Consider the following 21,376-nt stretch of genomic DNA (forward strand, 5'->3'; position numbering starts at 1 on the left):
CCGGTAACCCTGTCGGACCGCGCGGCTAGGGTGTAGCGCGTGGCAGGTGTCTTCGATCGACTGGTCGGCCAGGACGTGGTCGAGACCGAGCTGGCCGCTGCCGCGAAGGCGGCGCGGGCCGGTGTGGTCACCGGGGCGATGACGCATTCGTGGCTGTTCACCGGGCCGCCCGGTTCGGGGAGGTCTGTCGCGGCGCTGTGTTTCGCGGCGGCACTACAGTGCACCGATCCCGACATCGTCGGCTGCGGGACATGTCACGCCTGCACCACGACGATGGCCGGTACCCACGGTGACGTGCGGCGCATCATCCCCGAGGGGCTGAGCATCAGCACCAAGGAGATGCGGGCGATCGTGCAGATCGCGGCCCGTCGCCCGAGTACCGGTCGCTGGCAGGTCGTGGTCGTCGAAGACGCCGACCGCCTCACCGAAGGCGCTGCCAATGCCCTGCTCAAGGTGGTCGAAGAACCACCGGACCGCACCGTCTTCCTGCTGTGCGCGCCGACCGTCGACCCCGAGGACATCTCCGTCACCCTGCGCTCGCGCTGCAGACACGTGCACCTCGTGACCCCGACCGTCCCCGCTATCGCACAGGTGTTGCGCGAGCGCGATCAGCTCGACGCGAAAACCGCCGACTGGGCGGCCTCGGTCAGCGGCGGCCACGTCGGCCGCGCCCGCCGCCTCGCCACCGACGAAGACGCCCGCCAACGACGCAAGCGCGCCCTCGCCCTGGTCACCGCGACCGAACGCCCCGGCGCCGCCTACACCGCCGCCGACGAGCTGGTGAAATCCGCCGACGACGAAGCCAAACTGATGAGCGCCGACCGCGACGACCGCGAACGCGACGAACTCGCCACCGCCCTCGGCGCGGGCGGCACCGGAAAGGGCTCCGCCTCGGCCACCCGCGGTTCGGCCGGTGTCCTCAAAGACCTCGAACGCCGCCAGAAATCCCGCGCCACCCGCACCGGCCGCGACGCACTCGACCGCGCCCTCATCGATATCGCAGGCATGTACCGCGACGCTCTTGCCATGCGCTTCGCAGGCCGCGGCACCCCCATCACCCTCACCCACCCCGACATGGCAGGCGAGATCACCGACCTCGCCACAAACGTCCGCCCCGAAGGCCTCCTCCGCAGCATCGACGCCGTCCTTGCCTGCCGCGAGGCCCTCGACCTCAACGTGAAACCCCGCTTCGCCGTAGCCGCCATGGTTGCCACCCTCATCACCGCCCGCACCACCTGACCATCCGTCGGTTTCGGCCTTCGCCGGTGCCGATCGCCCCCGATGACCTGCTGTTTTCGCGTTCCGACCCAGAGGCGATAGACTCGCACCGCCGAAAGGTACGCCGCCTTAGCTCAGTCGGTAGAGCATTTCACTCGTAATGAAAAGGTCGCGAGTTCGATTCTCGCAGGCGGCTCCCTCAGAAGCCCTCGCCGGATAACCGGGGAGGGCTTCTGTTCGTTCAGGGTCTGCTGTCGAACCCGATCCGGCCGCAGTGTTGTACGAACGAGTCAAGACATCGCCGCTGGCCGAAGGCGGTTTCGAGCTATTGGCCGCCCATCTCGCGGTGACGGCACCCGCAACAGAACTCGACAGGAGTTCTTAGGACTGGGCGGCGACGGAGTCAGAGATCAGCCACAGTATTCTCTCCGGCTATGACCACGATCACACCTGCTTTACCTGCGGATGATGATGTGCGACAGGCTCCGTCGCGCGGGATTCTGCACAAGATCAGCCGGTTGAGTTCGTTCAGACCCCGGCTGGCGCATGCGTCCCTACTAGTTACGGGAGTGGTGGCCGTCAAGTCATTTCAAATGTCTTTCGCTGCCCTGCATGATCTTTCGATACGCAATCTGGTGCCGCCTGAACTCGCGTCGAATGTGCCGATCGCCATCGACGGTTTGGTGGTCGCTTCTATCATCGCCACCGCCTCATTCCGGCAGTGGAGCGTGGGCTGGTGGTATGCGACCATGTTGTTCGCGTTCTCGACCCTGGTGTCTGTATCCGGGAACATCCAGTACGCGAACGAAATCGGCGGCGGCGTGGTCGCGATGTCGATTTACGCCGGCATGCCGCTGACGATGCTGTTCGCGGTGCATCTCACGCTGATGCTCTGGGCCCGCGGTCGGCAGGACTCGGCCGAACGTGCTGCCGAGGTGAAGGAGCCGGCGCGGACCGACGAACCCACCGAAGTGAAACTGCCGAAGCTCTACCCGCTCGAAACCAACGGGCCGGTGTTCGCCAGGCGGCAGCGCACAGGCGTCGGAGCGGACCACTGGCCCATGCCGGTGGACGTGATCGATCGACCCCAGTTCGCCACGACCGGCGGGCATTTCTGACAATGCATGCTGCTCGGCAACCTCAGTCACCCCAAAACCCCTCGATGGAGCAGAAAATGGCGATGACCGTGTGGCAAGACCAAGGCGTGGAACAGTTTCGGGAACTCGCACTTCGATTGGCCTCGATCATCCAAAGCAATCTGGATCGATCTGGTTCGATGACGCAGTTCACCGAGGCGGTCGGTAATGCGGAAGCCTTCACCGATCTGATGATCGAATACTCTGGACGCTGGTTCATCGAGACGGGTGGTCGCTCGACTCTGATGGGGCCGGAACTGTTCTGGATGTTGTCCGAGCCCGGACCGCGGCGCAGTACTGTGACCGGACTGCGCGGCCAGGAATCGCCTCCCGAATCCGAGATCAGCGCCGGACAACGCGGCCGAAAGTTGCTGTTGATCTGCGTTTTCGAAGCGCTCGCTCATACCCAATGGCTGCCAGAGGGCATGGTGGAGCAACCAGCGACGAACGGTAGCGGCATAGGCTGACCTGCCACCGAAACCAGCCCGCCCGGAGATATTTCATTCGGCCGAATGTTTCCGGGCTGGGAGCTGGCGGGCCATCGTCACCAGCAACGGTGAGCGGCGGGGGCCTCCTTGTTGCATAAAGTTCTTTGCACAGATATCTGTGCAAAGAGTACGGTGCAAGTATGGCCGACGAGGTACCACCCAGAGAGATCACCGATCCGGCGGCGCTGCGCGCGCTCGCGCATCCCCTGCGTCAGCGCATTCTGCGCGCGCTCGCCGAGAACGGGCCTGCCACCGCGACGGCGTTGGGTGCTCGGCTGGGTGAGAACACCGGCGCTACCAGTTACCACTTGCGTCAACTCGCCGAACACGGCTTCATCGAAGAGGCGCCGGAGCTGGCGAAGGGGAAGGAGCGGTGGTGGCGTTCGCCGCCGAAGGATTTGCGCTACCGGCTGGACAAGGGGCAGTCGCCGGAGATGCGTGAGCTGCTGGAAGGGCTTGTCGCGCAGCACATCACCGACGATATCGAGATGTTCCAGCGTTTTCAGGCCGAGCGGGCCGAGCTGGGCGAGTGGGCCGACATGATGCCCTTCTCTCGTGGCGCGATCTACGCGACGCCCGCCGAGCTCGAGGAGTTCTTCGAGGACTACATGGCACTGCTCAAGCGTTTTCAGCAGTCGCACCCGCAGGATCGTCCCGGCGTCCGCCGTGTGCTGACGCGCTTCCTCGCCTTTCCCGCACCTCGCACGAACACCGCAAACTAGGACTCGGCGTGCTCTCGATCTTTCGACGAATCATCCTGCTCACCATCATGATCGCCGCCGTCGCGGGACTTCCGGCGGCGCACGCGCAGCACACCACGACCGTCGAGATCGCCTTCACCCGCGCGGATGGCACGACCACAACCGGCACTGTGCACGCCCCGGCAGGCGCGACCGGTAGGCCGGGCGTCGTGCTCGTCCACGGATCGGGCAATGGCAGTGGCGAGCACTACGAATACGTCGCCGAGGCGTTCGCCCGTGCGGGCATCGTCGCGTTGCGCTACGACAAGCGCACCGAGGGATACACGCCTTCGCACCGCGACTATTCCCTCCTGGCCGACGACGCGCTGGCCGGTGTCGCCGCACTGCGGAATCGGCCCGAGGTAGACCCGGCGCAAGTGGGTCTGTGGGGGCTGTCGGAGGGCGGATGGGTTGCGCCCCTGGCTGCGTCGCGATCCGCCGAAGCCGCTTTCCTGATCACGATCGGTGCGAATTCGGTCGCGCCCGCCGCGCAACAGGCCTGGGCGAACGAGACTCGGTTCGGTGCGGCGGGCGTGCGCGGTTCGATGGTCGATACGCTGGCCCGCAACGGTATTCGTCAGCTGGTCGCCGCCGGTCAGTTCGCGCAGGCCGACTACGACCCGATCCCGGTGCTGAACCGGATCGCGCAGCCGGTCCTCGCGATCTGGGGTGATCAGGACCGCCTCACCCCACCCGGTGACAGCCTGCGCGGCTTCCAGGCCGCCTTCGAGCAGGTCGGAAAAACCAACTACACGCTGCGCACACTCCCGAACGCCCAGCATGGCGGACAGCCGACCACCGACGGCTTCGACAAACTTCCCGGCTTGGCGCCGGGATACGCCGAGCTCATGGGCGAATGGGTCAACACACTTCCCGGCTCCGCGACACCTCCGGCAACGGATCAGCCGGCGGCACAAGCGCATCCGGTGCGAGCACTGGCTCCCGCTTCCTGGTGGGAATCGACCGCGGTGCAACTGACCCTGCTGTTCGGCATGATCCTGGCGCTGGGCGGCTACACGCTCACCGGGATGGTCAAGTCCTGGCGACTGCCGGATCGACTGCCCGCGCGAGTGCTGTTGTGCGCGACGGTGATCGGCATCGTGGGCACGGTCGTCCAGCTCGGCTACATCCTCACCACCCGCGCGACCTCTTTCGGTCCCTTGCTGTTCGGCCGCACCCTGCCGTGGCTGGCACTGCAACTGATCGCCCTCGGCGCGGTGGTGGCGCTCGGTTTCGTGCTCGCCCGTGCTCGCCACACGCTGGCAGGCGCGAGCGCCGGTGCCCGGGCTCGATGGGCCCTCTTGGTCTGTGGCGGAGCAGGTTTCGTGCTCTGGGCACTGTATTGGGGCTTGCTGCTCCTCTGAATCAACGAGAAAGGCCCCCGACGAGGTCGAGGGCCTTCTTCGCGGTTACTCCTGAGCCGATCGCCGTTGATCGGTCTCAGGAGAACTGACTCGGGTCAGCGGGCAGCGACGTTGCGGCGGGTGGCCCGAGAGTTCAAGGAGCTACGCAGGATCTGGTGCAAAACGGCGTCGAAGGCGTCGGTGTCTTCGATATTGCTGAGGTGACCGTGCGGCAGCACCTGGAAATCGGCCAGATGACCGGTGCGGCGCAGGATGTCGACAATCGGGCGCGAAAGACGCTGCGGGAGCAGTCGATCCATGGCGCTGGCGATCACGGTGGTCGGCACATTCAGGTTGGCGGTGCCAGCCGACAGATCCATGTCGGCCATCGCGGCGGCGTGGCGGCCACGCGCGACCGGACGGCAGGAGCGGATGATGCCCATCGCGAAGTCGACCTCGTCGGCAGTGGCCTCGGGGGTGAGAATGCGACCGCGGAAAATCTGCTGGGTGAGCCAGCCGCCGGGGATCGGCAGCGGCGCGAACAGCAGCGACTCGCTGACCGGCTGCGGCATCCGCACCGGCGCGCCGAGCAGGGTGACCGGGTACTGCGCGACGGTGAGCTGCTTGTTCAGCACCGGCAGCATGTCGGTTTCCCAGCGGATCGCGGCATTGGCGGTGTTGGCGAGCAGCACGGCGGACGCGCGCCGCGATACCTGCTCGGGGTGGTGCTTGGCCCAGGCCTGGATGGTGAGCCCGCCCATGCTGTGCCCGGCCAGGACGGCCTTCTCGTCCCCACGCAGCGTCGCGTCGAGGACGGCGGACAGGTCGTCGGCCAGGGTGTGTTCGCTGGGGGCGGCGGTGCCGAGAGTGGATTCGCCGTGGCCGCGCTGGTCGTAGCTGACCACGCGGTACTCGCCGGCGAAGGCGGTGATCTGCGGGTTCCAGTATTCGATACTGCAGGCCCAGCCATGGATGAGGACCAGGGTGGGGGCGGTATCGGGACCGTAGACGTGGACCCGCAGCTGTGCGCCGTCCGCGGTGGTCACCGGGACGACCCGGTGCTCGGCGGTGGGGGCGTTGAGTTTCGCGGTGGCGAAACTGCGGGTTCGCAGCCCGGCACGGAACTGGGCGGTCAGTGCGCCGGTCTCGAGGTGAGAGACCATGGATCGCGCTGCCGCGAATGTCATCATCGACTTCGCAAGCATTGTCGGCACTCCTTTGTGTCGTATGACACCGTACAGTGCAAGCCGAGGCGCTAGCTAGTGTTAGCGGGTCTGAGTGTCCCACTTGTTGTGAACAGGGTCGCCGCCCGTGCTCACACTGTGAAATCGGCGAATACGGACGAATAATTACGGCCCGAAGAGCACGATCAGGTATCGGTCGCAGTGCGCTGGCGGCGGCGATCGACCGCCGCTACCGTAGGGGAGTGGACAAAACGCACGTCACGGCCGAGTTTTCCGGCGTGGACCTGAACCAGGGTGCGGCCCGCTCGGCCTGGCAGCGGATGACACCACCGCTGATCACCGCCGGTCTCGGCATCGGCACGCTGGCCCTGCTGCATTTCCGTGACCCACACGTCGAGGGCTCCTACGGTCTGTGCCCGGTATACGCGCTGTTCGGGGTGTACTGCCCCGGCTGCGGCGGCATGCGCGCGATGCACAACCTCACCGACGGCAACATCATCGACTCGCTGCACAGCAATCTGCTCGCCCTGCCGCTGACCATCCTGTTCGCGGTCTTCGTCATCGACTGGATCGTGCGCGCCCGTCGCGGACAACGTTGGCGCCTGCCCGGCCTCAGCCCGGTGATCGTGTGGTCCTTCTTCGGCCTACTCGCCGTCTATACCGTCGCGCGCAATACGCCGTGGGGCACCTGGCTCACCCCCGTCTGATGCTGGTGCGCGCGATGTTCGCCAGGCAGTCTGGAGAGATGGGCGATTCATTGAAGGACCGGGTCCGGCAGAAGCTGTTGCGCCAACTCGACGAAGACGGCCCCGATCCCGAGCAGGACGACGCCCGCGCTATCTCGGTGGCCGCCGACCTCGAGGCGCTGGAGATGGTGTCCGACGACGATCCGCTGGTCGAGGAATTAGCCCAGCGCTACCTGGTGTTCTGATTCGCTTGTCCGCCCAGCGGCGGTAGCTGCGGCAGCGGCTTGGTCCCCAGCCAGATCGCGAACAACCCACGCAACGGCGCCACGCTGTAGTGACCGGCCAGGTCGACGAACTCCTCAGTGGTTACAGAGGAGTGCCGGTAGCGCGCGGTCCATTCCCTGATCAGTTCGAAGAACAGGTGATCGCGCAGTTCCAGCCGCAGCGTGTGTAGCGTGAGCGCCCCGCGCTTGTAGACACGGTCGTCGAACATGTCCTTGGGGCCGGGATCGCCGATGACGATGTCCTGCGGCTGACGGGCCAGGTTCGCGCGGGCGGCCCGAGCCAGCTGATCGGCGGTCGGTCCACCGGAGGCTTCCGACCAGATCCACTCCGCGTAACAGGCGAAGCCTTCGTGCAGCCAGATATCGCGCCACTGCTCGAGGGTGAGGCTGTTGCCGTACCACTGGTGCGCGAGTTCGTGTGCCACAAGACGTTCCGCGCCACGCTTGCCATCGCAATGGTTGGCACCGAAGATCGACATGCCCTGCGCCTCGATCGGGATGTCGAGTTCGTCATCGGTGACGACCACGGTGTAATCGTCGAACGGGTACGGCCCGAACTTCTCGGTGAACAGCGCCATCATCTCGGGCTGTCGCGCGAAGTCGTGGTCGAAGTTCACCCGCAACCGCGGCGGGACGACAGCGTGCATCGGCACCGGTTCGCCGACGGCGCCGACCCGGTACTTGCGGTAGTTGCCGATCTGGATCGTCGCCAGATAGCTCGCCATCGGCTCGGCCATCTCGTACACCCAGGTCGTCTGGCTGGCCTTGGCTTGTTTGCCGACCAGGGTGCCGTTCGCCACGGCATAGAACGGGCTGTCGGTGGTGATCGAGATCCGGTAGGTCGCTTTGGAACTCGGGTGGTCGTCGCACGGGAACCAGGAGGCGGCACCGTTGGGCTGGCTCGCGACCAGCGCGCCCTCGGTGAGCTCCTCCCAGCCGACCTCGCCCCACAGCCCGCGCACGGGTTTGGGGGTGCCCGAGTAATGGATGGTGAGCTCGAGGACGCCGCCGGCGGGGATCTTCTGCTGTGGGGTGACCGCGAGCTTGCCCTGCTGATGGACGAATTTCGCCGCCTTCAACCCGCTCACGAGCACCTTCGACACCGTCAGCGCCTGCGACATGTCGAGGGTGAACCACGGCCGCACCGCGGTGGTGATCGCGATGACCACCGCCCGTCCGGCGAGCCGGTTGCTGGCCGGTTTGTAGCTCAGTTCCAGCTCGTAGCGGGACACGCGATAGCCGCGATTGCCGTTCTGCGGCAAGTACGTATCGATGGGATCCTCGTAGAACTTGCTCCGCATCAGGCGGCTCCGCGCTGCCTCGACTCCCGCGTCGAGGCGGGATCGGTCCAGTGCGAGATGGGGTTTCCCCACCAGCGAGTCGACGGCGGAACCACGTCGCCGCGCATCACGAGCGACGCCGGTCCGATGGTGGCGCCCGCCCCGATGTGGGCGGCGGGCAGGGCGACGCAGTGCGGGCCGAGGGTGGCGCCCGCGTCGAGTGTCACGGTGTCCATGGACATGATGCGGTCGTGGAACAGGTGCGTTTGCACCACGCAGCCGCGCTCCACGGTCGCGCCGTCACCGAGTGTCACCAGGTCCGCCTCCGGTAGCCAGTAGGACTCGCACCATACCCCGCGGCCGATCGTGGCACCGAGTCCGCGCAGCCACAGATTCATCACCGGAGTACCCGTGGCGGCCCGCGCGAACCACGGTGCCGCGACGGTCTCGACGAACGCGTCGGAGACCTCGTTGCGCCACACGAACGAGCTCCACAGCGGATACTCCACCGCGCGAATTCGCCCGACTATCAACCACTTGGCGGCCACGGCGATGGCACCGGCGAGCGCGCCGGCTGCCATCAGCACCAGTCCGGAGACGAGCGCGGCGACCAGGTAATCGGTGTGCTCGGCGATCAGCGCGAGCACGAGCAGCACGCCGAGGCCGATGGCGAAGGTCACCACCACCGGGATCAACCGGCAGGTCTCCACGAAGGCGCGGGCCAGCTTCAACCGCAGCGGCGGATCGAAAGTGCGTGAGGTGTCGCTGGATTCGGTCGCGCGACGCAGCCGCACCGGCGGGCTACCCAGCCAGGACGAGCCCGCCTTGGCCTTGTTCGGCGCCGCCGAGAGCACCGCGACCAGGCCGTTCTTCGGCACGCGACGACCGGGCGCGGTCATGCCCGAATTGCCGAGGAAGGCGCGCTTGCCCACCTTGGATTCGCCGATGCGCAGCCAGCCGCCACCGAGTTCGTAGCTGCCGATCATGGTGTCGTCGGCCAGGAACGCGCCGTCGGAGATCACGGTGAACTTGGGCAGCATCAGCACGGTCGACGCCTCGACGTTCTTGCCGATCTTCGCGCCGAGCAGCCGCAGCCAGACCGGGGTGAGCAGGCTGGCGTAGAGCGGGAAAAGGAAGGTGCGAGCGGAGTCGAGCAGGCGTTCGGTGGCCCACACCTGCCAGCCGGTCCGGCTGCGCACAGGGTGGTAGCCCTCGCGCAAACCGATGCTGAGCAGGCGCACCGCGAGCACGGTGGCCACGGCATACGCGCCGAGACTGAGCAGCGTGGCGAGCGGCAGGATGGCGAAACCGCGCAGGGCGGCGGCGCCGATGGTGGTCTCCTCGCGGACCCACCAGGCGATGAACGTGCCGCCGACGGCGAGGCCGAACACGGGCATCGCGGCCAGCACCATCGAGGACAGACCGAAGACGACCAGCCAGTGCCTGGCACGTTCGGGGGAGTGGTCGGGCCAGCGGCGCGGTGCCTTACCCGTTTTGGTGGCAGGCGAGCCTGCCCATTCCTGATCGCCGCGGACCTTGCCCGATACCGCGGAACCCGGCGCGATCTCGGCCTTCTTGCCGATCTTGGTACCGGGCAACAGGATCGAGCGGGCGCCGATCACCGCGCCGTCACCGATGATGATGCCGCCGATGTGCACGATATCGCCGTCGACCCAGTAGCCGGACAGGTCGACTTCGGGTTCGACGCTGGCGCCGTCGCCGAGTTCGAGCATGCCGGTGACCGGGGGCAGGCTGTGCAGGTCGACGCCCTTGCCGATCTTGGCGCCAAGTGCCCGCGCGAACGGGACCATCAGCGGTGCGCCGGAAAGACTTTCGGCACCGCTGGCTTCGGACAGACGTACGGCGGCCCACAGCCGCAAGTGCACCGACGAGCCACGGGGGTAGGAACCGGGACGCAACCCGGCGAGCAGGATTCGGGCGCCGGCCACACAGATCGTCATCCGGCCGATCGGCGAGATGAACAGCACGAAGGCCAGCAGAATCCACCACCACGACAGGCGCGGCAACCACGGCAGCGAGCCCGACCAGCCCGCGATGCCGGACACGACGGTCAGCCAGGTGACCCACTGCAATCCGGTGAGGGTGGTCAGCGGAATCGTGGCAAGCACCTGGGTGATCTGCGCGCGCAACGGTGTCGGCCGCACGACACGTACGTCGACGGCTGCCACCGGTGCGCTGCCGTCCAGGAGCTCGACCAGCGAACCCAGGCGCGGGTGGTCGTAGAGATCGGCGACGGTGACGTGCGGGTACCGCTCACGCAACGCACCGACGAGCTGCGCCGCCGACAGCGAACCGCCGCCCAGATCGAAGAAATCCGCATCGAGATCGGTGGCCTCGGCGCCGAGGATCGCGTCCCACAGGCTCGCCACCCAGGCCGCCGTTCCCGACAGTCCGGTCGCGGCGGGTTCGTCGGTGCTCGGCAGCGGCCATGGCAGTGCGTCGCGGTCGACCTTGCCGGAGGTGCGCGTCGGCAGGTCGGCGACGATCGCCAGGCGTGGCACCAGGGGCGCCGGAAGTTGTTCGGCCAGAATCTCTCTGGCCTTCTTCACGTCGAAGTCGGGACCGGCGCCGGTGAGGTAGCCGACGAGAATCTTGTTGCCCGCCTTGGTGGTTCGGATCGCGGCAGCCGCGCCGCTGACACCGGGCAGGTGCTGAAGCGCGTTGTCGAGCTCGCCGAGTTCGATGCGACGGCCGCCGATCTTGATCTGGTCGTCGGCGCGGCCGAGGAAGATCAGGCCCTGGTAGTCGTTGCGCACCAGATCGCCACTGCGGTAAGCGCGTTCCCAACCGAGTGCTGGCAGCGGCGCGTACTTTTCGGCGTCCTTGGCTGGATCGAGGTAGCGGGCCAGGCCGACGCCACCGATCACGAGTTCGCCGGTTTCGCCTTCGGCCACCGGGTTGCCCTGCGGGTCGATGACGGTCAGATCCCAGCCGTCGAGGGGCAGTCCGATGCGAACGGGCATCTCACCGGTGAGCAGCGCCGCGCAGGCGACGACAGTTGCCTCGGTGGGGCCGTAGGTGTTCCACACTTCGCGGTCGGCACCCGCCAGCCGTTCGGCCAGCTCCGGGGGCACCGCCTCGCCGCCGAAGATCAACAGCCGCACCGATTCCAGCGCTTCGGCTGGCCAGGTCGCGGCCAGCGTCGGCACCGTGGAGACGATGCTGATCTCGCGGCGCATCAGCCACGGGCCGAGATCGGCGCCGGTGCGCACCAGGTCGCGCGGGGCGGGGACCAGGCAGGCGCCGTTGCGCCAGGCCAGCCACATTTCCTCGCAGGAGGCGTCGAAGGCCACCGACAGCCCGGCCAGCACGCGGTCGCCGGGGCCGATCGGGGCCTTCCGCAGGAAAAGGCGGGCCTCGGCGTCGACGAAGGCGGCGGCGTTGCGATGAGTTACCGCAACACCTTTGGGGGTGCCGGTGGAGCCGGAGGTGAAGATGATCCACGCGTCGTCGGCGGGGGTGGGCAGGGTGTTCCAGTCGTGGTCGCCCGCGGCCGTGGTGGCCGACTCGATGCCGTCGCCGGTGGCGATCGCGCTCACCCTCGCCTCGCCGAAGACGAGCTTGGCTCGCTCCTCCGGGTCGTCGGCGTCGACGGGCACATAGGCGGCGCCGCAGTAGAGCACGGCCAGAATCGTCACGTACAGCGCGGCGGAGCCCGACGGCATCCGTACGCCGACCCGGTCGCCCGGTCGCACGCCCGCCTCGACGAGCTCGGCCATCCTGGCCTCGATCGCGGCGATCAGTTCCATGTAGCCGAGCACGACGGTGCCGTCGTCGATGGCCGGTGCGTCCGGATGCGCGAGGGCGGTGCTGGTCAGGATGTCGACCAGGGTGCGCGGCGGCGCGGCGAGATCAGCGCGCAGCAGTGGGTCGCGAAGGACCGCCGGTACCTCAGTGTGTGGCTCGAGCATCGTGCTCAGTCCACCTCTCATCGGTTGACCCCCATCGGTGGTGTCTGTTGTTTCATGAGCGGGTTACCGGAGGGCAAACAGGATGGTCACCAGATGCCAACGGTACTCGGTGCGGGTGTTGCCGAGCGGCAGCGCGGGGCGTGCCGTCGGCGCTGTTCACGACGGCGATTCCGGCAATTCACCGAGGGCGATGACCGCCAGCCGGTGCAGCGTCCGTTGTTCGTCTTCGTCGAGGCGCCCGAGCACGCGCGCGGTGGCTTCGGCGATCAGCTTGTCGGTGCGCTTGCACTGCTTGCGGCCTGCCTCGGTGATCCGCAGCCGGTATTTGCGGCGATCCTTGCCGTCGCGGGTGCGTTCGACCAGGTCGGCGCGCTCCAGCGCGTCGATCAGGCGGACGACTTCACTGCGGTCGATGCCGAGCGCGTCGCCCACTTTCTTCTGCGTCAGGTCGGCGTTTTCGGAGATGAAGGTGAGCACCCAGTGATCACGCAACGGGACGTCGATCTCGGCGTGTAGCGCCTTGGTGAGCCGGCCGAGCGCGTACACCGGATAGCGCGGCAGGCCGCGGACGGAGTTCGTGTTCGTGGACATGAGCGGGAACTATAGCAAATAGTGGAGGAGCCCAATCATTTGGATGCTCCATCATGGGGTGCATAGATGGTTGAGGAATGGGCGTGACCGGGCAACTCGCGGCAATCTTGTCAGGGTAAATCGCACGCGGACAGCCGATTTCCCGCTGCGGTCGAAACGGCCCGGCCGTCGTGCTGAACCGGGAGATGTCGTGCGGCGTCGGCGCGGACTCGGGGCGCAGTCGGTGGTGGGTGGTTGACAGGTCCGGCTGCCGTCTGTCACTCTCGTTGCAGGTCACGAGTACCAGCGTTCAGCCCCGGCTTGCTGGTCGGCAACCCTCCTCCGCGGTGGGGTGCTCCGGGTGACGACCAGGCCGACGTCCGAATTGGACGCGGCAAGCGCGGACCTCACCTCTTCTGGAGCGGGTCCCTGAGCCGACGGGATTTCGTCATGACCGCTGTAATCGACCCCACCTGTGCCATCGCCGCCGTTTCCGGTGCTGACCTGCGGGTTCCGCTCGTTCAAGGCGGCACCAGCTCCTACGCGAACTTCGACTACGCGGCGAGTGCGCCGGCGTTGAAGCAGGTTACCGACCGGATTTCGCAGTTGCTGCCGTTCTACGCCAGCGTGCATCGGGGCGCGGGGTACGCCTCGCGGATCTCGACCGAGTGCTACGAGGCTTCTCGTGGCGCGGTCGCCCGGTTCCTCGACGCCGACGCCGACCAGGTCGTCGTGTTCACCCGCAACACCACCGATTCGCTGAACCTGCTGGCCGGGTGCGTGCCGGGGGAGACCGTGGTCCTCGATATCGAGCACCACGCCAACTTCCTGCCGTGGACCGCGCACGGTCGCCGGGTCGTGCGGGCCGCCGACACCGTCGAGGAGACGATTCAGCGGATCGTCGCCGAGCTGTGCAGCAAGCCTGCCGCGTTGCTCGCGGTGACCGGGGCATCCAATGTCACCGGTGAGGTGCTGCCGCTGGAACGGCTCGCGACCATCGCCCACCTGTGTGGTGCCCGCATCCTCGTCGATGCGGCGCAGTTGGCGCCGCATCGGCGGATCTCCTTGCGCGAGAGCGGGATCGACTACCTCGCGTTCTCCGGGCACAAGCTGTACGCGCCGTTCGGTTCGGGCGTGCTCGTTGGCAGGCGGGACTGGCTGGACCAGGGCGAGCCGTACCTGGCAGGCGGCGGTGCGGTGCGCAATGTCGGTGTGTCAGAGGTCGAATGGGCTTGCGCGCCGCAGCGGCACGAGGCCGGTTCGCCGAACGTGCTCGGCGCGGCCGCTATCGCCGCCGCCTGCGACGCGCTCGCCGCGATCGACCCCACCGAACTCGTTGCCCACGAACGCTTCCTGGCCGACCGTCTCCGCGATGGCCTGTCCGCGGTCCCCGGCGTGAACCTGGTCAATATCTGGTCCGACAGCCCCGACTGTGTCGGCATCGTCGCCTTCACCATCGCCGACTACGCCCCCGGCAAGGTCGCCGCCTACCTCTCCGCCGAACACGCCATCGGCATCCGCGACGGCCGTTTCTGCGCCCACCCGCTGCTCACCAGCCTCGGCCTCGACGCCGCGCTCCGAGCCAGCATCGGCCTCGGCACCACCGCCGCCGACGTAGACCGCCTGATCGAAGCGGTCTCCACTTTGGTCACCAACGGCCCCACCTGGACCTACGCCGCCACCGACGGCCACTGGAACCCCACCCCCGAAACCCGCCCCCTCACCGCCTCTTCCCCCGAAGGCGCGGCCCCCTGTTTGATCGGGTAGGGGCGAACTACTCGTCGTAGTGGCCGCCGACACCGATGACGACTATTTCGGAATCGGTGACGTAGTAGACCATTCGGTGTTCTCTGGTAATTCGACGGGACCAGTTCCCCGCAAGATGATGCTTCAGTGGTTCGGGCTTGCCGATGCCCTCGAAAGGGTTCGCCAGAGCCGCGGCGATGACCTTATTGGCAGCCTTGAGGACGGTGCGATCTCTCATGAGCCACGAGGTGTACGTCTCCCACCCGAAGGCGCTGAACGCTAGCTTGCGGTCAGGCATCTGGATCAATCAGCTCATGGGCCTCGAACTTCCCATCGCGCGCGTCTCGTGCCGACTCGAGGAGTCGGACGCCGCCGTGTGTGGCAAGGACGTACAGAGTCTCTTGGATGGAGTTCCAATCGGCCTCGGAGACCAGCACGGCGTTCTCGCCTGACTTGGTTACGACAGTGACTGTGTCGTGGTCGTCATTGACCTGCTGAACGAGCTTGAACAAGTTCTGGCGGGCGGTCGAGATCGGTAGTGCAGTCATCGAAGCCTCACTCTGTAGTCGTACGAAATATAGTACGACTATGAGGTTGGTCTGTCGAACGCGATCACGGCGGGGCGTCTCAGGTGTCGAGGGCGGTGGGGCGGTGGTATTTGCCCTTGTAGTAGAGCAGCGGGGCCGCTGAGGGGGATTCTTCGGTTTGGTCGTGGACTCGGGTTACCAGGCCTACCGCGAGGGTGTGGTCGCCCAGGTCGATGAGTTTGTGGACGGTGGTGCGGAGCCAGATGGGGGTGCCGTGCAGGACCGGTTCGCCGGTGTCGAGGGTGGTCCAGAGGGCGCGGTCGGTGAAGCGGTCGGCGGCGGTGCGGGAGAAGCGGTGGGCCAGGTGTTGTTGGTGTTCGCCCAGGAAATGGATCACCACCGAGTCCGCGGCTCGCAGCGCGTCGATGCTCGATGAGGTGTGCGCGATATTGAACGACACCAGGGGTGGTTCCAGGGACAGGGAGGCGAACGAGGTCGCGGTGAAGCCCACCGGGCCGGTCGCCGAACCGATCGTCACCACGGTGACTCCGGCGGGATAGTGCCGCATCGAGCCCCGGTACTGCTCGGCCGTGATCGGACTCAGATCATCGGGAACCGTGAAGCCGGTCCGGGAAGGTTGCGCATCGCCCACCGCCCCAAACTACGCCCGGGTTTCGCTGGGGTCGCAGCCTTATCCGGTCGGGTTGTTTCAAATCACGGTAATAAAGATTGATTTAATCATGGCGTCATGACATCATTTCGTCATGATCTATCCGACCCCCACTCTGTCTTCTATCGACCTCGAAGTGCTGGCTGAGGTCGATCAGATGCGCGCGGACTTGCGGTTCGAGCTTCGGAGCCTGCCCGCGGTTTGGGTGGGCGGGCTTCGCAAGTTCCTCACCGCAGACGCCGTGTCGGCCTCGAACTCGATCGAAGGATTCAAGGTCTCGACCGTTGATGTGGAAGATGTGCTCGCGGGCGAGCGTGACGTCGACGTGTCGGAGGAGAACCGCGCCGAGACGGCCGCCTATGCGCGGATGATGACCTACATCCAGACGCTGCACGATGTCGAGGGCTTCGCCTACAGCGCGGGCTTTCTCAATGCGCTGCACTGGATGCTGCAAGGGCATCGACATTCGATGCGCAAACCGGCTGGGCAGTGGCGCCGCGGACCGGTGTACGTGACCAGTGCTCGAAATCCGCAGGTCGCCGCGTATACCGCGCCGCCCGCCGAAGAGGTTCCCGCGCTGATCGCGGAGCTGATCGACTGGCTCAACGAACCGGCGACGTCCCATCCGCTTGTGCGTGCAGCAATGGCGCACCTGCACTTGGTATCTATTCACCCGTGGGCGGACGGCAACGGGCGTATGTCTCGGTCACTGCAGACGCTGATGATTGCGCGCGAGGGGGTGCTCGCGCCGGAGTTCTCCTCGATCGAGGCATGGTTGGGAGAGCCCGGAAACACCTGGGAGTACTACCAGGTTCTGAATCGTCGAGGTAGCGAATTCCGGCCGAACCAGGATGTTGGCGAATGGCTTCGGTTCAATCTGACCGCGTACCACCAGCAGGCGCAGACGGTACGGATCCGAGCTGAGAGCTCGCGTCGGGTGTGGGACGTGGCTTCGGACTACCTGCGCGAGACCAACTCGGAAGAGCGGATCGTTTCGGCTCTGCATGACGTGGCCATGGCGGGCCGTGTTCGCCGCACCCGCTACGAGCAGGCGGAGGGGTTGAGTATGCAGCAAGCGCAACGCGACCTTCGTGATCTGGTGAAGCGGGAGGTTCTGGCCCCCGTCGGTCGCACGAGGGCTCGCTACTACGTTGCAGGTGAACGGTTTCCGGGGCGGATGCTCGAAATAGCGCGAACGCCTACCGCGCTGATCGACCCGTATCGTGACCGCGACTGACTCAGTCGATCTCGATCGGTAAGCCCGCGGTGATGCGGACCAGTTCGCGGAAGTTGGTGCGGAACACCGTGTTCGGGTGACCTCCCGCTGCCCAGACTTCGGGGTGGGCAGCCAGGGCGGTATCTACCCAGGTGGGGAGGTTGGTGGGGTGGCCGAGGGGGGCCGTGCCGTCGATGGGCTGGCCGGTGACGCGTTCGGCCAGGGCGGTGGGGGCGTGGGTGAGGGTGCCGTCGAGGCGTTTGCCGGTGCGGGCGAGGTCCACGTGGTGGTGGTCGGCGACCAGGAGCAGGACCGGGTCGTTGTCGAGAAGGAAGACCTGGGCGGTGAGGATCGCGGTGGGCTGGGCGCCCATGGCGCGGGCCGCATCGGCCGCGGTGGGGGCAGGCGTGTCGGGGCAGACGATGACGCCGTGGTGCCCTCGGGCGATCAGAGTTTCCGCGACCCGGCATGCGACCGGCGGTAATGACGACCTGCGCATGTCATCCAGAGTAGGTCGATTGCGGGAAATATGCTGTGTAACTGGAGCACTGGCGTGCTCGAGTTCGCGGCCCCGACGGTCGGTGCCGCCGCCCCCTCCTCGAGGTCGGGGGTGCGGGGCCCAGTGGTTGGCACGGTGGCAATAATCAGGGCATGAGCGAATGGAAAGCCTTTACCGTCGAGATCGCCGACAACGTTGCCCAGGTCACGCTGACCGGGCCGGGCAAGGGCAATGCGATGGGACCCGATTTCTGGCGCGAGCTGCCGGAAGTCTTCGCCGAGCTCGACGCGGACCCGCAGGTGCGGGCCGTGGTCCTCACCGGGTCGGGCAAGCACTTCTCGTTCGGCCTCGACCTGCCCGCGACCGGGGAATTGCTGGCTCCGGTGCTGGCCGACGACGCCAAGGCGGCGCCGCGCACGGAGTTCCTCAAGGAGATCCGCCGGATGCAGGACTCGATCACGGCGCTGGCCGAGTGCACCAAGCCGGTGATCGCGGCGGTGTCGGGCTGGTGCATCGGCGGTGGCCTCGACCTGATCACGGCTGCCGATATCCGTCTGGCCAGCGCGGACGCCAAGTTCAGCCTGCGCGAGGCGAAGGTCGCGATCGTTGCCGACATGGGTTCGCTGCAGCGGCTGCCCGGCATCATCGGCGAGGGCAATCTGCGTGAGCTGGCCTTCACCGCCAAGGACATCGACGCGGTGCGCGCCGAGCGGATGGGTCTGGTGAACGAGGTGTTCGCCGATCAGGAGGCCGTGCTGGCCGCAGCGCACGCGATGGCGCGCGAGATCGCGGCCAACCCGCCGCTGGTGGTGCAGGGCATCAAGGACGTGCTCGAGCAGCGGACCAGCCCGGCGGTGGCCGACGGCCTGCGTTATGTGTCGACGTGGAACGCGGCGTTCCTGCCGTCGAAGGATCTGCCCGAGGCGATCGCGGCGGTGTTCCAGAAGCGCGCGCCGGAGTTCAAGGGCGAGTAAAGGCAGGTCAAACGGTTGCCCCGGTGACCGTTCTGTCTACATACTTGCATCACACAACTAATTGTATGATGCAAGCAAAGGGGAGAGATGAGCGAGCCCGACCAGGCGATCGAGACGATCGCCTCCCAGCTCGTCCGGCTGCACCGCCTCCGCGACCGATCATTGGCCCAGATAAAAGACCGCTCGGGTGTCGACCCGGCCGGATTCGTCGTGCTGTTCCGGCTGGTGTGTGACGGCGCGATGCGCTCGGGGGCACTGGCCGACGCGGTGCATTCGGACGCGTCGACGGTGAGCAGGCAGGTCGCGCAGCTGGTCGAACGAGGACTGGTGGTGCGCACCGCCGACCCCGACGACGGCCGCGCGACCGTGCTACTCGCCACCGACGAAGGCCACGAAGTCGCCGCGCGCATCCGGGCGCGCAGTCAAGACAACATCGCGTTCATCACCGACGACTGGTCATCCGCCGACCGCGCGAGTTTCGCCGGCCTGCTCACCCGCTTCGTGAACGACTACGACCACGCCCGCGCGACCCTGCTCGCCCGGCCACATGCCATGAGCATCACCCCGACGGAGAACGATTCGTGACAACCACAGCCGCGCCAACGGTGGACTCGCCCGCCGGCTTCACCCATCGCCAGATCCTCACCATCCTGTCCGGCTTGATGCTCGGCATGCTGCTGGCATCACTCGATCAGACGATCGTGTCGACCTCCATCCGCACCATCGCCGACGACCTGGACGGCTACTCGCTGCAGGCCTGGGCAACCACGGCCTACCTGATCACGGCGACGATCAGTACCCCGCTCTACGGCAAACTCTCGGATATGTTCGGCCGAAAGCCGTTCTTCCTGGCGGCGATCGGCCTGTTCATCGTCGGTTCGCTGCTGTGTACGTTGGCTACTTCGATGTATCAGCTGGCCGCGTTCCGCGCGTTCCAAGGGCTGGGTGCGGGCGGACTGATGTCGCTGGCGCTGGCCATCATGGGCGACATCATCGGACCCCGCGAACGCGCCCGCTATCAGGGCTATTTCCTCGCCGTGTTCGGCATTTCGAGTGTGCTCGGGCCGGTGCTCGGTGGCCTGCTGGCCGGGCAGGACACCATTCTCGGTATCACCGGCTGGCGCTGGGTGTTTCTGGTGAACGTGCCGCTGGGGCTGCTCGCGCTGGTGGTGGTGACCCGGGTGCTGAACCTGCCGCGCAAGCCGCACGCCACCCACCGCATCGACTTCGCGGGTGCGATCGTGCTCGCGGTCGGCCTGGTTCCGCTGCTGATCGTGGCCGAACAAGGACGCGAATGGGGCTGGAGCAGTATCTCTTCGTTGATCTGCTACGCGATCGGCGCGATCGGCCTCGTCGGCTTCGTCGCGATCGAGAAGTTCATGGGCGACGCGGCGTTGATCCCGTTGCGGATCTTCAGCAACGTGACCTTCGCGCTCGGCGTGGTGATCTCGTTCGTCGTCGGTGCGGCGATGTTCGGCGGCATGCTGCTGCTGCCGCAGTACCTGCAGGTGGTGCGCGGTGCCGGGCCGACCGAGGCCGGTCTGCAGATGCTTCCGATGGTGCTCGGGTTGATGACCGGTTCGATCCTCTCGGGTCGGCTGATCTCGAAAACCGGCCGCTACCGGGCCTTCCCGCTGATCGGCGCGATCATGCTGACGCTCGGGTTGTTCCTGCTGCATCTGCTCGGCGCCGACAGCCCGCTGTGGCTGGCGATGGTGTTCATGGCGGTCACCGGCTTCGGCCTCGGCAACCTCATGCAGCCGCTGACCCTGGCACTGCAGAACGCGTTGCCGCCCAAGGACATGGGTGTGTCCACCGCGTCGGCGACCTTCTTCCGCCAGATCGGTGGCACCCTCGGTGCGGCGGTGTTCCTGTCGATCCTGTTCTCGCTGCTCACGCCGAATATCACCGCCGAAATGCAGCAGGCGGCGGCGGATCCCGCCTACCAGCAGGCCGTGATCGAAGGTGCGCGGAGCACCAATCCGGCCGATGCCGCGCTGGCCAAGGGCCTGCTCGCACACGACACTTCGGCCGCGGGCAAGGTGCTGCAGGACAGCTCGATCATCCAGCAGCTCGACCCCGACCTGGCCAAGCCGTTCCAGGTGGGCTTCGCCGACTCGATGTCGACGGTGTTCCTCGTCGCGGCCGCCGTCGCGCTGATCGCGCTGTTGCTCGTGTTGTTCTGGAAGGAAGTCCCGCTGCGGATGTCGGGCGGGATCCAGGCCGCGGGCAACGCGAAGCCCGCCGAAGGGGTGGGCAAGGAAGTGACCTAGGGGATACGAAAGCGGGAAGTCCGAAAACTCTTCGGACTTCCCGCTTTTCGTAGGTCTATCGGCTCAGTGGCCGGATTCCTTCAGCCGGGCGAAGGACTCGTCGATGATCTTCTCGGCCTCGGCGCGGCCCAGCCACTCCGAACCCTCGACGTACTTGCCGGGCTCGAGATCCTTGTAGCGCTCGAAGAAGTGCTTGATCGCCGACAGTTCGAACTCCGAGACGTCGCCCAGGTCCTGGATGTGGTCCCAGCGCGGGTCGCCCGCGGGGACACACAGCACCTTGTCGTCGCCACCGGCCTCGTCGGTCATGCGGTAGACGCCGACCGGGCGGGCCTCGACGATCACGCCAGGGAACACCGACTCGGGCAGCAGCACCAGCGCGTCGAGCGGGTCGCCGTCCTCGCCGAGGGTGTTCTCGATGAAGCCGTAATCGGCCGGGTAGCCCATGGAGGTGTACAGGTACCGGTCGAGCTTGACCCGGCCGCTCTCGTGATCGACCTCGTACTTGTTCCGAGAACCCTTGGGAATCTCGATGGTGACGTCGAACTCCACGCCATCTCCTTGCTCGTTCGAGTGCTGGTCTGTGCCGAATCGCCAGATCGTTCTGGGG

General features: G+C 66.6%; 21 protein-coding genes, 1 tRNA gene and 1 riboswitch. Of the genes, 13 read left to right on the forward strand and 9 right to left on the reverse strand.

From position 1 onward, the window contains the following. Window positions 1–39 precede the first annotated feature (39 nt). From ACFXKN_RS22060 to ACFXKN_RS22085, 6 genes are all read left to right on the forward strand, one after another. Window positions 40–1,239, forward strand: a complete 1,200-nt coding sequence (locus tag ACFXKN_RS22060; protein WP_379433716.1) for a DNA polymerase III subunit delta' — start codon at window positions 40–42, stop codon at window positions 1,237–1,239. Between the two features lie 102 nt (window positions 1,240–1,341). Further along, window positions 1,342–1,414: transfer RNA gene (locus tag ACFXKN_RS22065), tRNA-Thr, on the forward strand. Between the two features lie 238 nt (window positions 1,415–1,652). After that, entirely contained in the window at window positions 1,653–2,336 is a 684-nt protein-coding gene (locus ACFXKN_RS22070) for a DUF2637 domain-containing protein (RefSeq protein ID WP_379433717.1), read from the forward strand. Between the two features lie 56 nt (window positions 2,337–2,392). Beyond that, window positions 2,393–2,821, forward strand: coding sequence for a hypothetical protein (locus tag ACFXKN_RS22075; RefSeq protein WP_379433718.1), 429 nt, complete (start codon window positions 2,393–2,395; stop codon window positions 2,819–2,821). A gap of 161 nt (window positions 2,822–2,982) precedes the next feature. Beyond that, window positions 2,983–3,564 (forward strand): ArsR/SmtB family transcription factor, encoded by a 582-nt coding sequence (locus ACFXKN_RS22080; RefSeq protein ID WP_379433719.1) that lies wholly within the window; start codon window positions 2,983–2,985, stop codon window positions 3,562–3,564. An 8-nt stretch (window positions 3,565–3,572) separates the two neighbouring features. Further along, on the forward strand, window positions 3,573–4,946 hold the full coding sequence (locus tag ACFXKN_RS22085) for an alpha/beta hydrolase family protein (RefSeq protein ID WP_379433720.1): 1,374 nt from the start codon (window positions 3,573–3,575) through the stop codon (window positions 4,944–4,946). A 95-nt stretch (window positions 4,947–5,041) separates the two neighbouring features. On the opposite strand, the gene ACFXKN_RS22090 is transcribed toward ACFXKN_RS22085, so the two are convergent. Further along, a complete protein-coding gene (locus ACFXKN_RS22090) occupies window positions 5,042–6,130 on the reverse strand; it encodes an alpha/beta fold hydrolase (RefSeq protein WP_379433721.1) in 1,089 nt (362 codons plus the stop codon). Window positions 6,131–6,351: 221 nt separating this feature from the next. Here ACFXKN_RS22090 and ACFXKN_RS22095 point away from each other — a divergent pair, with 221 nt between their 5' ends. Both ACFXKN_RS22095 and ACFXKN_RS22100 read left to right on the forward strand, forming a co-directional pair. Then, a complete protein-coding gene (locus ACFXKN_RS22095) occupies window positions 6,352–6,816 on the forward strand; it encodes a DUF2752 domain-containing protein (protein ID WP_379433722.1) in 465 nt (154 codons plus the stop codon). Between the two features lie 38 nt (window positions 6,817–6,854). Continuing rightward, a complete protein-coding gene (locus ACFXKN_RS22100; protein ID WP_379433723.1) occupies window positions 6,855–7,040 on the forward strand; it encodes a hypothetical protein in 186 nt (61 codons plus the stop codon). Here ACFXKN_RS22100 and ACFXKN_RS22105 read toward each other — a convergent pair. From ACFXKN_RS22105 to ACFXKN_RS22115, 3 genes are all read right to left on the reverse strand, one after another. Next, window positions 7,025–8,380, reverse strand: coding sequence for a M1 family metallopeptidase (locus ACFXKN_RS22105; protein ID WP_379433724.1), 1,356 nt, complete (start codon window positions 8,378–8,380; stop codon window positions 7,025–7,027). The two genes, ACFXKN_RS22100 and ACFXKN_RS22105, sit on opposite strands and share 16 nt — an antisense overlap. Continuing rightward, entirely contained in the window at window positions 8,380–12,291 is a 3,912-nt protein-coding gene (locus tag ACFXKN_RS22110) for a Pls/PosA family non-ribosomal peptide synthetase (RefSeq protein WP_379433725.1), read from the reverse strand. The genes ACFXKN_RS22105 and ACFXKN_RS22110 overlap by 1 nt, the downstream gene beginning before the upstream one ends. A 156-nt stretch (window positions 12,292–12,447) precedes the next feature. Continuing rightward, window positions 12,448–12,882 carry a MarR family winged helix-turn-helix transcriptional regulator gene (locus ACFXKN_RS22115; protein WP_378962221.1) on the reverse strand — a complete coding sequence of 145 codons (435 nt, stop codon included), beginning with the start codon at window positions 12,880–12,882 and terminating at the stop codon, window positions 12,448–12,450. A 271-nt stretch (window positions 12,883–13,153) separates the two neighbouring features. After that, a riboswitch (SAM riboswitch) is annotated at window positions 13,154–13,268 on the forward strand. 43 nt (window positions 13,269–13,311) lie between these two features. On the opposite strand from ACFXKN_RS22115, the gene ACFXKN_RS22120 reads away from it, so the two are divergent. Next, window positions 13,312–14,628 (forward strand): aminotransferase class V-fold PLP-dependent enzyme, encoded by a 1,317-nt coding sequence (locus ACFXKN_RS22120; protein WP_378962230.1) that lies wholly within the window; start codon window positions 13,312–13,314, stop codon window positions 14,626–14,628. A gap of 7 nt (window positions 14,629–14,635) precedes the next feature. Here the strand turns inward: ACFXKN_RS22120 and ACFXKN_RS22125 are convergent, their stop codons facing one another. The 3 genes from ACFXKN_RS22125 to ACFXKN_RS22135 all read right to left on the reverse strand — a co-directional run bounded on the left by ACFXKN_RS22125 (window position 14,636) and on the right by ACFXKN_RS22135 (window position 15,702). Next, window positions 14,636–14,905: a Txe/YoeB family addiction module toxin gene (locus tag ACFXKN_RS22125; protein WP_378962242.1), complete on the reverse strand. Its 270-nt coding sequence runs from the start codon at window positions 14,903–14,905 to the stop codon at window positions 14,636–14,638. Beyond that, on the reverse strand, window positions 14,898–15,155 hold the full coding sequence (locus ACFXKN_RS22130; protein WP_378962266.1) for a type II toxin-antitoxin system Phd/YefM family antitoxin: 258 nt from the start codon (window positions 15,153–15,155) through the stop codon (window positions 14,898–14,900). The genes ACFXKN_RS22125 and ACFXKN_RS22130 overlap by 8 nt, the downstream gene beginning before the upstream one ends. Before the next feature lie 79 nt (window positions 15,156–15,234). After that, window positions 15,235–15,702, reverse strand: coding sequence for a flavin reductase family protein (locus tag ACFXKN_RS22135; protein WP_378962759.1), 468 nt, complete (start codon window positions 15,700–15,702; stop codon window positions 15,235–15,237). Between the two features lie 196 nt (window positions 15,703–15,898). Between ACFXKN_RS22135 and ACFXKN_RS22140 the strand changes: the two genes are divergently transcribed. Continuing rightward, complete coding sequence (locus ACFXKN_RS22140) at window positions 15,899–17,041, forward strand: Fic family protein (RefSeq protein ID WP_378962273.1); 1,143 nt, start codon at window positions 15,899–15,901, stop codon at window positions 17,039–17,041. 1 nt (window position 17,042) lies between these two features. Here the strand turns inward: ACFXKN_RS22140 and ACFXKN_RS22145 are convergent, their stop codons facing one another. Next, window positions 17,043–17,519, reverse strand: a complete 477-nt coding sequence (locus ACFXKN_RS22145; RefSeq protein WP_378962304.1) for a YbaK/EbsC family protein — start codon at window positions 17,517–17,519, stop codon at window positions 17,043–17,045. A 152-nt stretch (window positions 17,520–17,671) separates the two neighbouring features. Between ACFXKN_RS22145 and ACFXKN_RS22150 the strand changes: the two genes are divergently transcribed. The 3 genes from ACFXKN_RS22150 (at window position 17,672) to ACFXKN_RS22160 (ending at window position 20,766) form a co-directional block, all read left to right on the forward strand. After that, window positions 17,672–18,493, forward strand: coding sequence for a crotonase/enoyl-CoA hydratase family protein (locus tag ACFXKN_RS22150; RefSeq protein WP_378962315.1), 822 nt, complete (start codon window positions 17,672–17,674; stop codon window positions 18,491–18,493). 87 nt (window positions 18,494–18,580) lie between these two features. After that, the gene (locus ACFXKN_RS22155; RefSeq protein ID WP_378962333.1) at window positions 18,581–19,078 is read left to right on the forward strand and encodes a MarR family winged helix-turn-helix transcriptional regulator; all 498 of its coding nucleotides are present in this window, start codon (window positions 18,581–18,583) and stop codon (window positions 19,076–19,078) included. After that, window positions 19,075–20,766 (forward strand): MDR family MFS transporter, encoded by a 1,692-nt coding sequence (locus ACFXKN_RS22160; protein WP_378962348.1) that lies wholly within the window; start codon window positions 19,075–19,077, stop codon window positions 20,764–20,766. The genes ACFXKN_RS22155 and ACFXKN_RS22160 overlap by 4 nt, the downstream gene beginning before the upstream one ends. A gap of 63 nt (window positions 20,767–20,829) precedes the next feature. Here the strand turns inward: ACFXKN_RS22160 and ACFXKN_RS22165 are convergent, their stop codons facing one another. Further along, a complete protein-coding gene (locus tag ACFXKN_RS22165) occupies window positions 20,830–21,318 on the reverse strand; it encodes an inorganic diphosphatase (RefSeq protein ID WP_266297542.1) in 489 nt (162 codons plus the stop codon). Window positions 21,319–21,376: the final 58 nt, after the last annotated feature.

This window comes from Nocardia sp. NPDC059195 (assembly GCF_042754695.1).
GTDB lineage: Bacteria > Actinomycetota > Actinomycetes > Mycobacteriales > Mycobacteriaceae > Nocardia.

What these genes read in the sequence shown, in the direction of transcription:
- ACFXKN_RS22070 (WP_379433717.1), top strand. Translation starts at nt 1,653, where the DNA reads ATGACCACGATCACACCTGCTTTACCTGCGGATGATGATGTGCGACAG.
- ACFXKN_RS22075 (WP_379433718.1), top strand. Translation starts at nt 2,393, where the DNA reads ATGGCGATGACCGTGTGGCAAGACCAAGGCGTGGAACAGTTTCGGGAA.
- ACFXKN_RS22080 (WP_379433719.1), top strand. Translation starts at nt 2,983, where the DNA reads ATGGCCGACGAGGTACCACCCAGAGAGATCACCGATCCGGCGGCGCTG.
- ACFXKN_RS22090 (WP_379433721.1), bottom strand. Translation starts at nt 6,130, where the DNA reads ATGCTTGCGAAGTCGATGATGACATTCGCGGCAGCGCGATCCATGGTC.
- ACFXKN_RS22100 (WP_379433723.1), top strand. Translation starts at nt 6,855, where the DNA reads ATGGGCGATTCATTGAAGGACCGGGTCCGGCAGAAGCTGTTGCGCCAA.
- ACFXKN_RS22105 (WP_379433724.1), bottom strand. Translation starts at nt 8,380, where the DNA reads ATGCGGAGCAAGTTCTACGAGGATCCCATCGATACGTACTTGCCGCAG.
- ACFXKN_RS22110 (WP_379433725.1), bottom strand. Translation starts at nt 12,291, where the DNA reads ATGCTCGAGCCACACACTGAGGTACCGGCGGTCCTTCGCGACCCACTG.
- ACFXKN_RS22115 (WP_378962221.1), bottom strand. Translation starts at nt 12,882, where the DNA reads ATGTCCACGAACACGAACTCCGTCCGCGGCCTGCCGCGCTATCCGGTG.
- ACFXKN_RS22120 (WP_378962230.1), top strand. Translation starts at nt 13,312, where the DNA reads ATGACCGCTGTAATCGACCCCACCTGTGCCATCGCCGCCGTTTCCGGT.
- ACFXKN_RS22125 (WP_378962242.1), bottom strand. Translation starts at nt 14,905, where the DNA reads ATGCCTGACCGCAAGCTAGCGTTCAGCGCCTTCGGGTGGGAGACGTAC.
- ACFXKN_RS22130 (WP_378962266.1), bottom strand. Translation starts at nt 15,155, where the DNA reads ATGACTGCACTACCGATCTCGACCGCCCGCCAGAACTTGTTCAAGCTC.
- ACFXKN_RS22135 (WP_378962759.1), bottom strand. Translation starts at nt 15,702, where the DNA reads ATGCGGCACTATCCCGCCGGAGTCACCGTGGTGACGATCGGTTCGGCG.
- ACFXKN_RS22140 (WP_378962273.1), top strand. Translation starts at nt 15,899, where the DNA reads ATGATCTATCCGACCCCCACTCTGTCTTCTATCGACCTCGAAGTGCTG.
- ACFXKN_RS22145 (WP_378962304.1), bottom strand. Translation starts at nt 17,519, where the DNA reads ATGCGCAGGTCGTCATTACCGCCGGTCGCATGCCGGGTCGCGGAAACT.
- ACFXKN_RS22150 (WP_378962315.1), top strand. Translation starts at nt 17,672, where the DNA reads ATGAGCGAATGGAAAGCCTTTACCGTCGAGATCGCCGACAACGTTGCC.
- ACFXKN_RS22155 (WP_378962333.1), top strand. Translation starts at nt 18,581, where the DNA reads ATGAGCGAGCCCGACCAGGCGATCGAGACGATCGCCTCCCAGCTCGTC.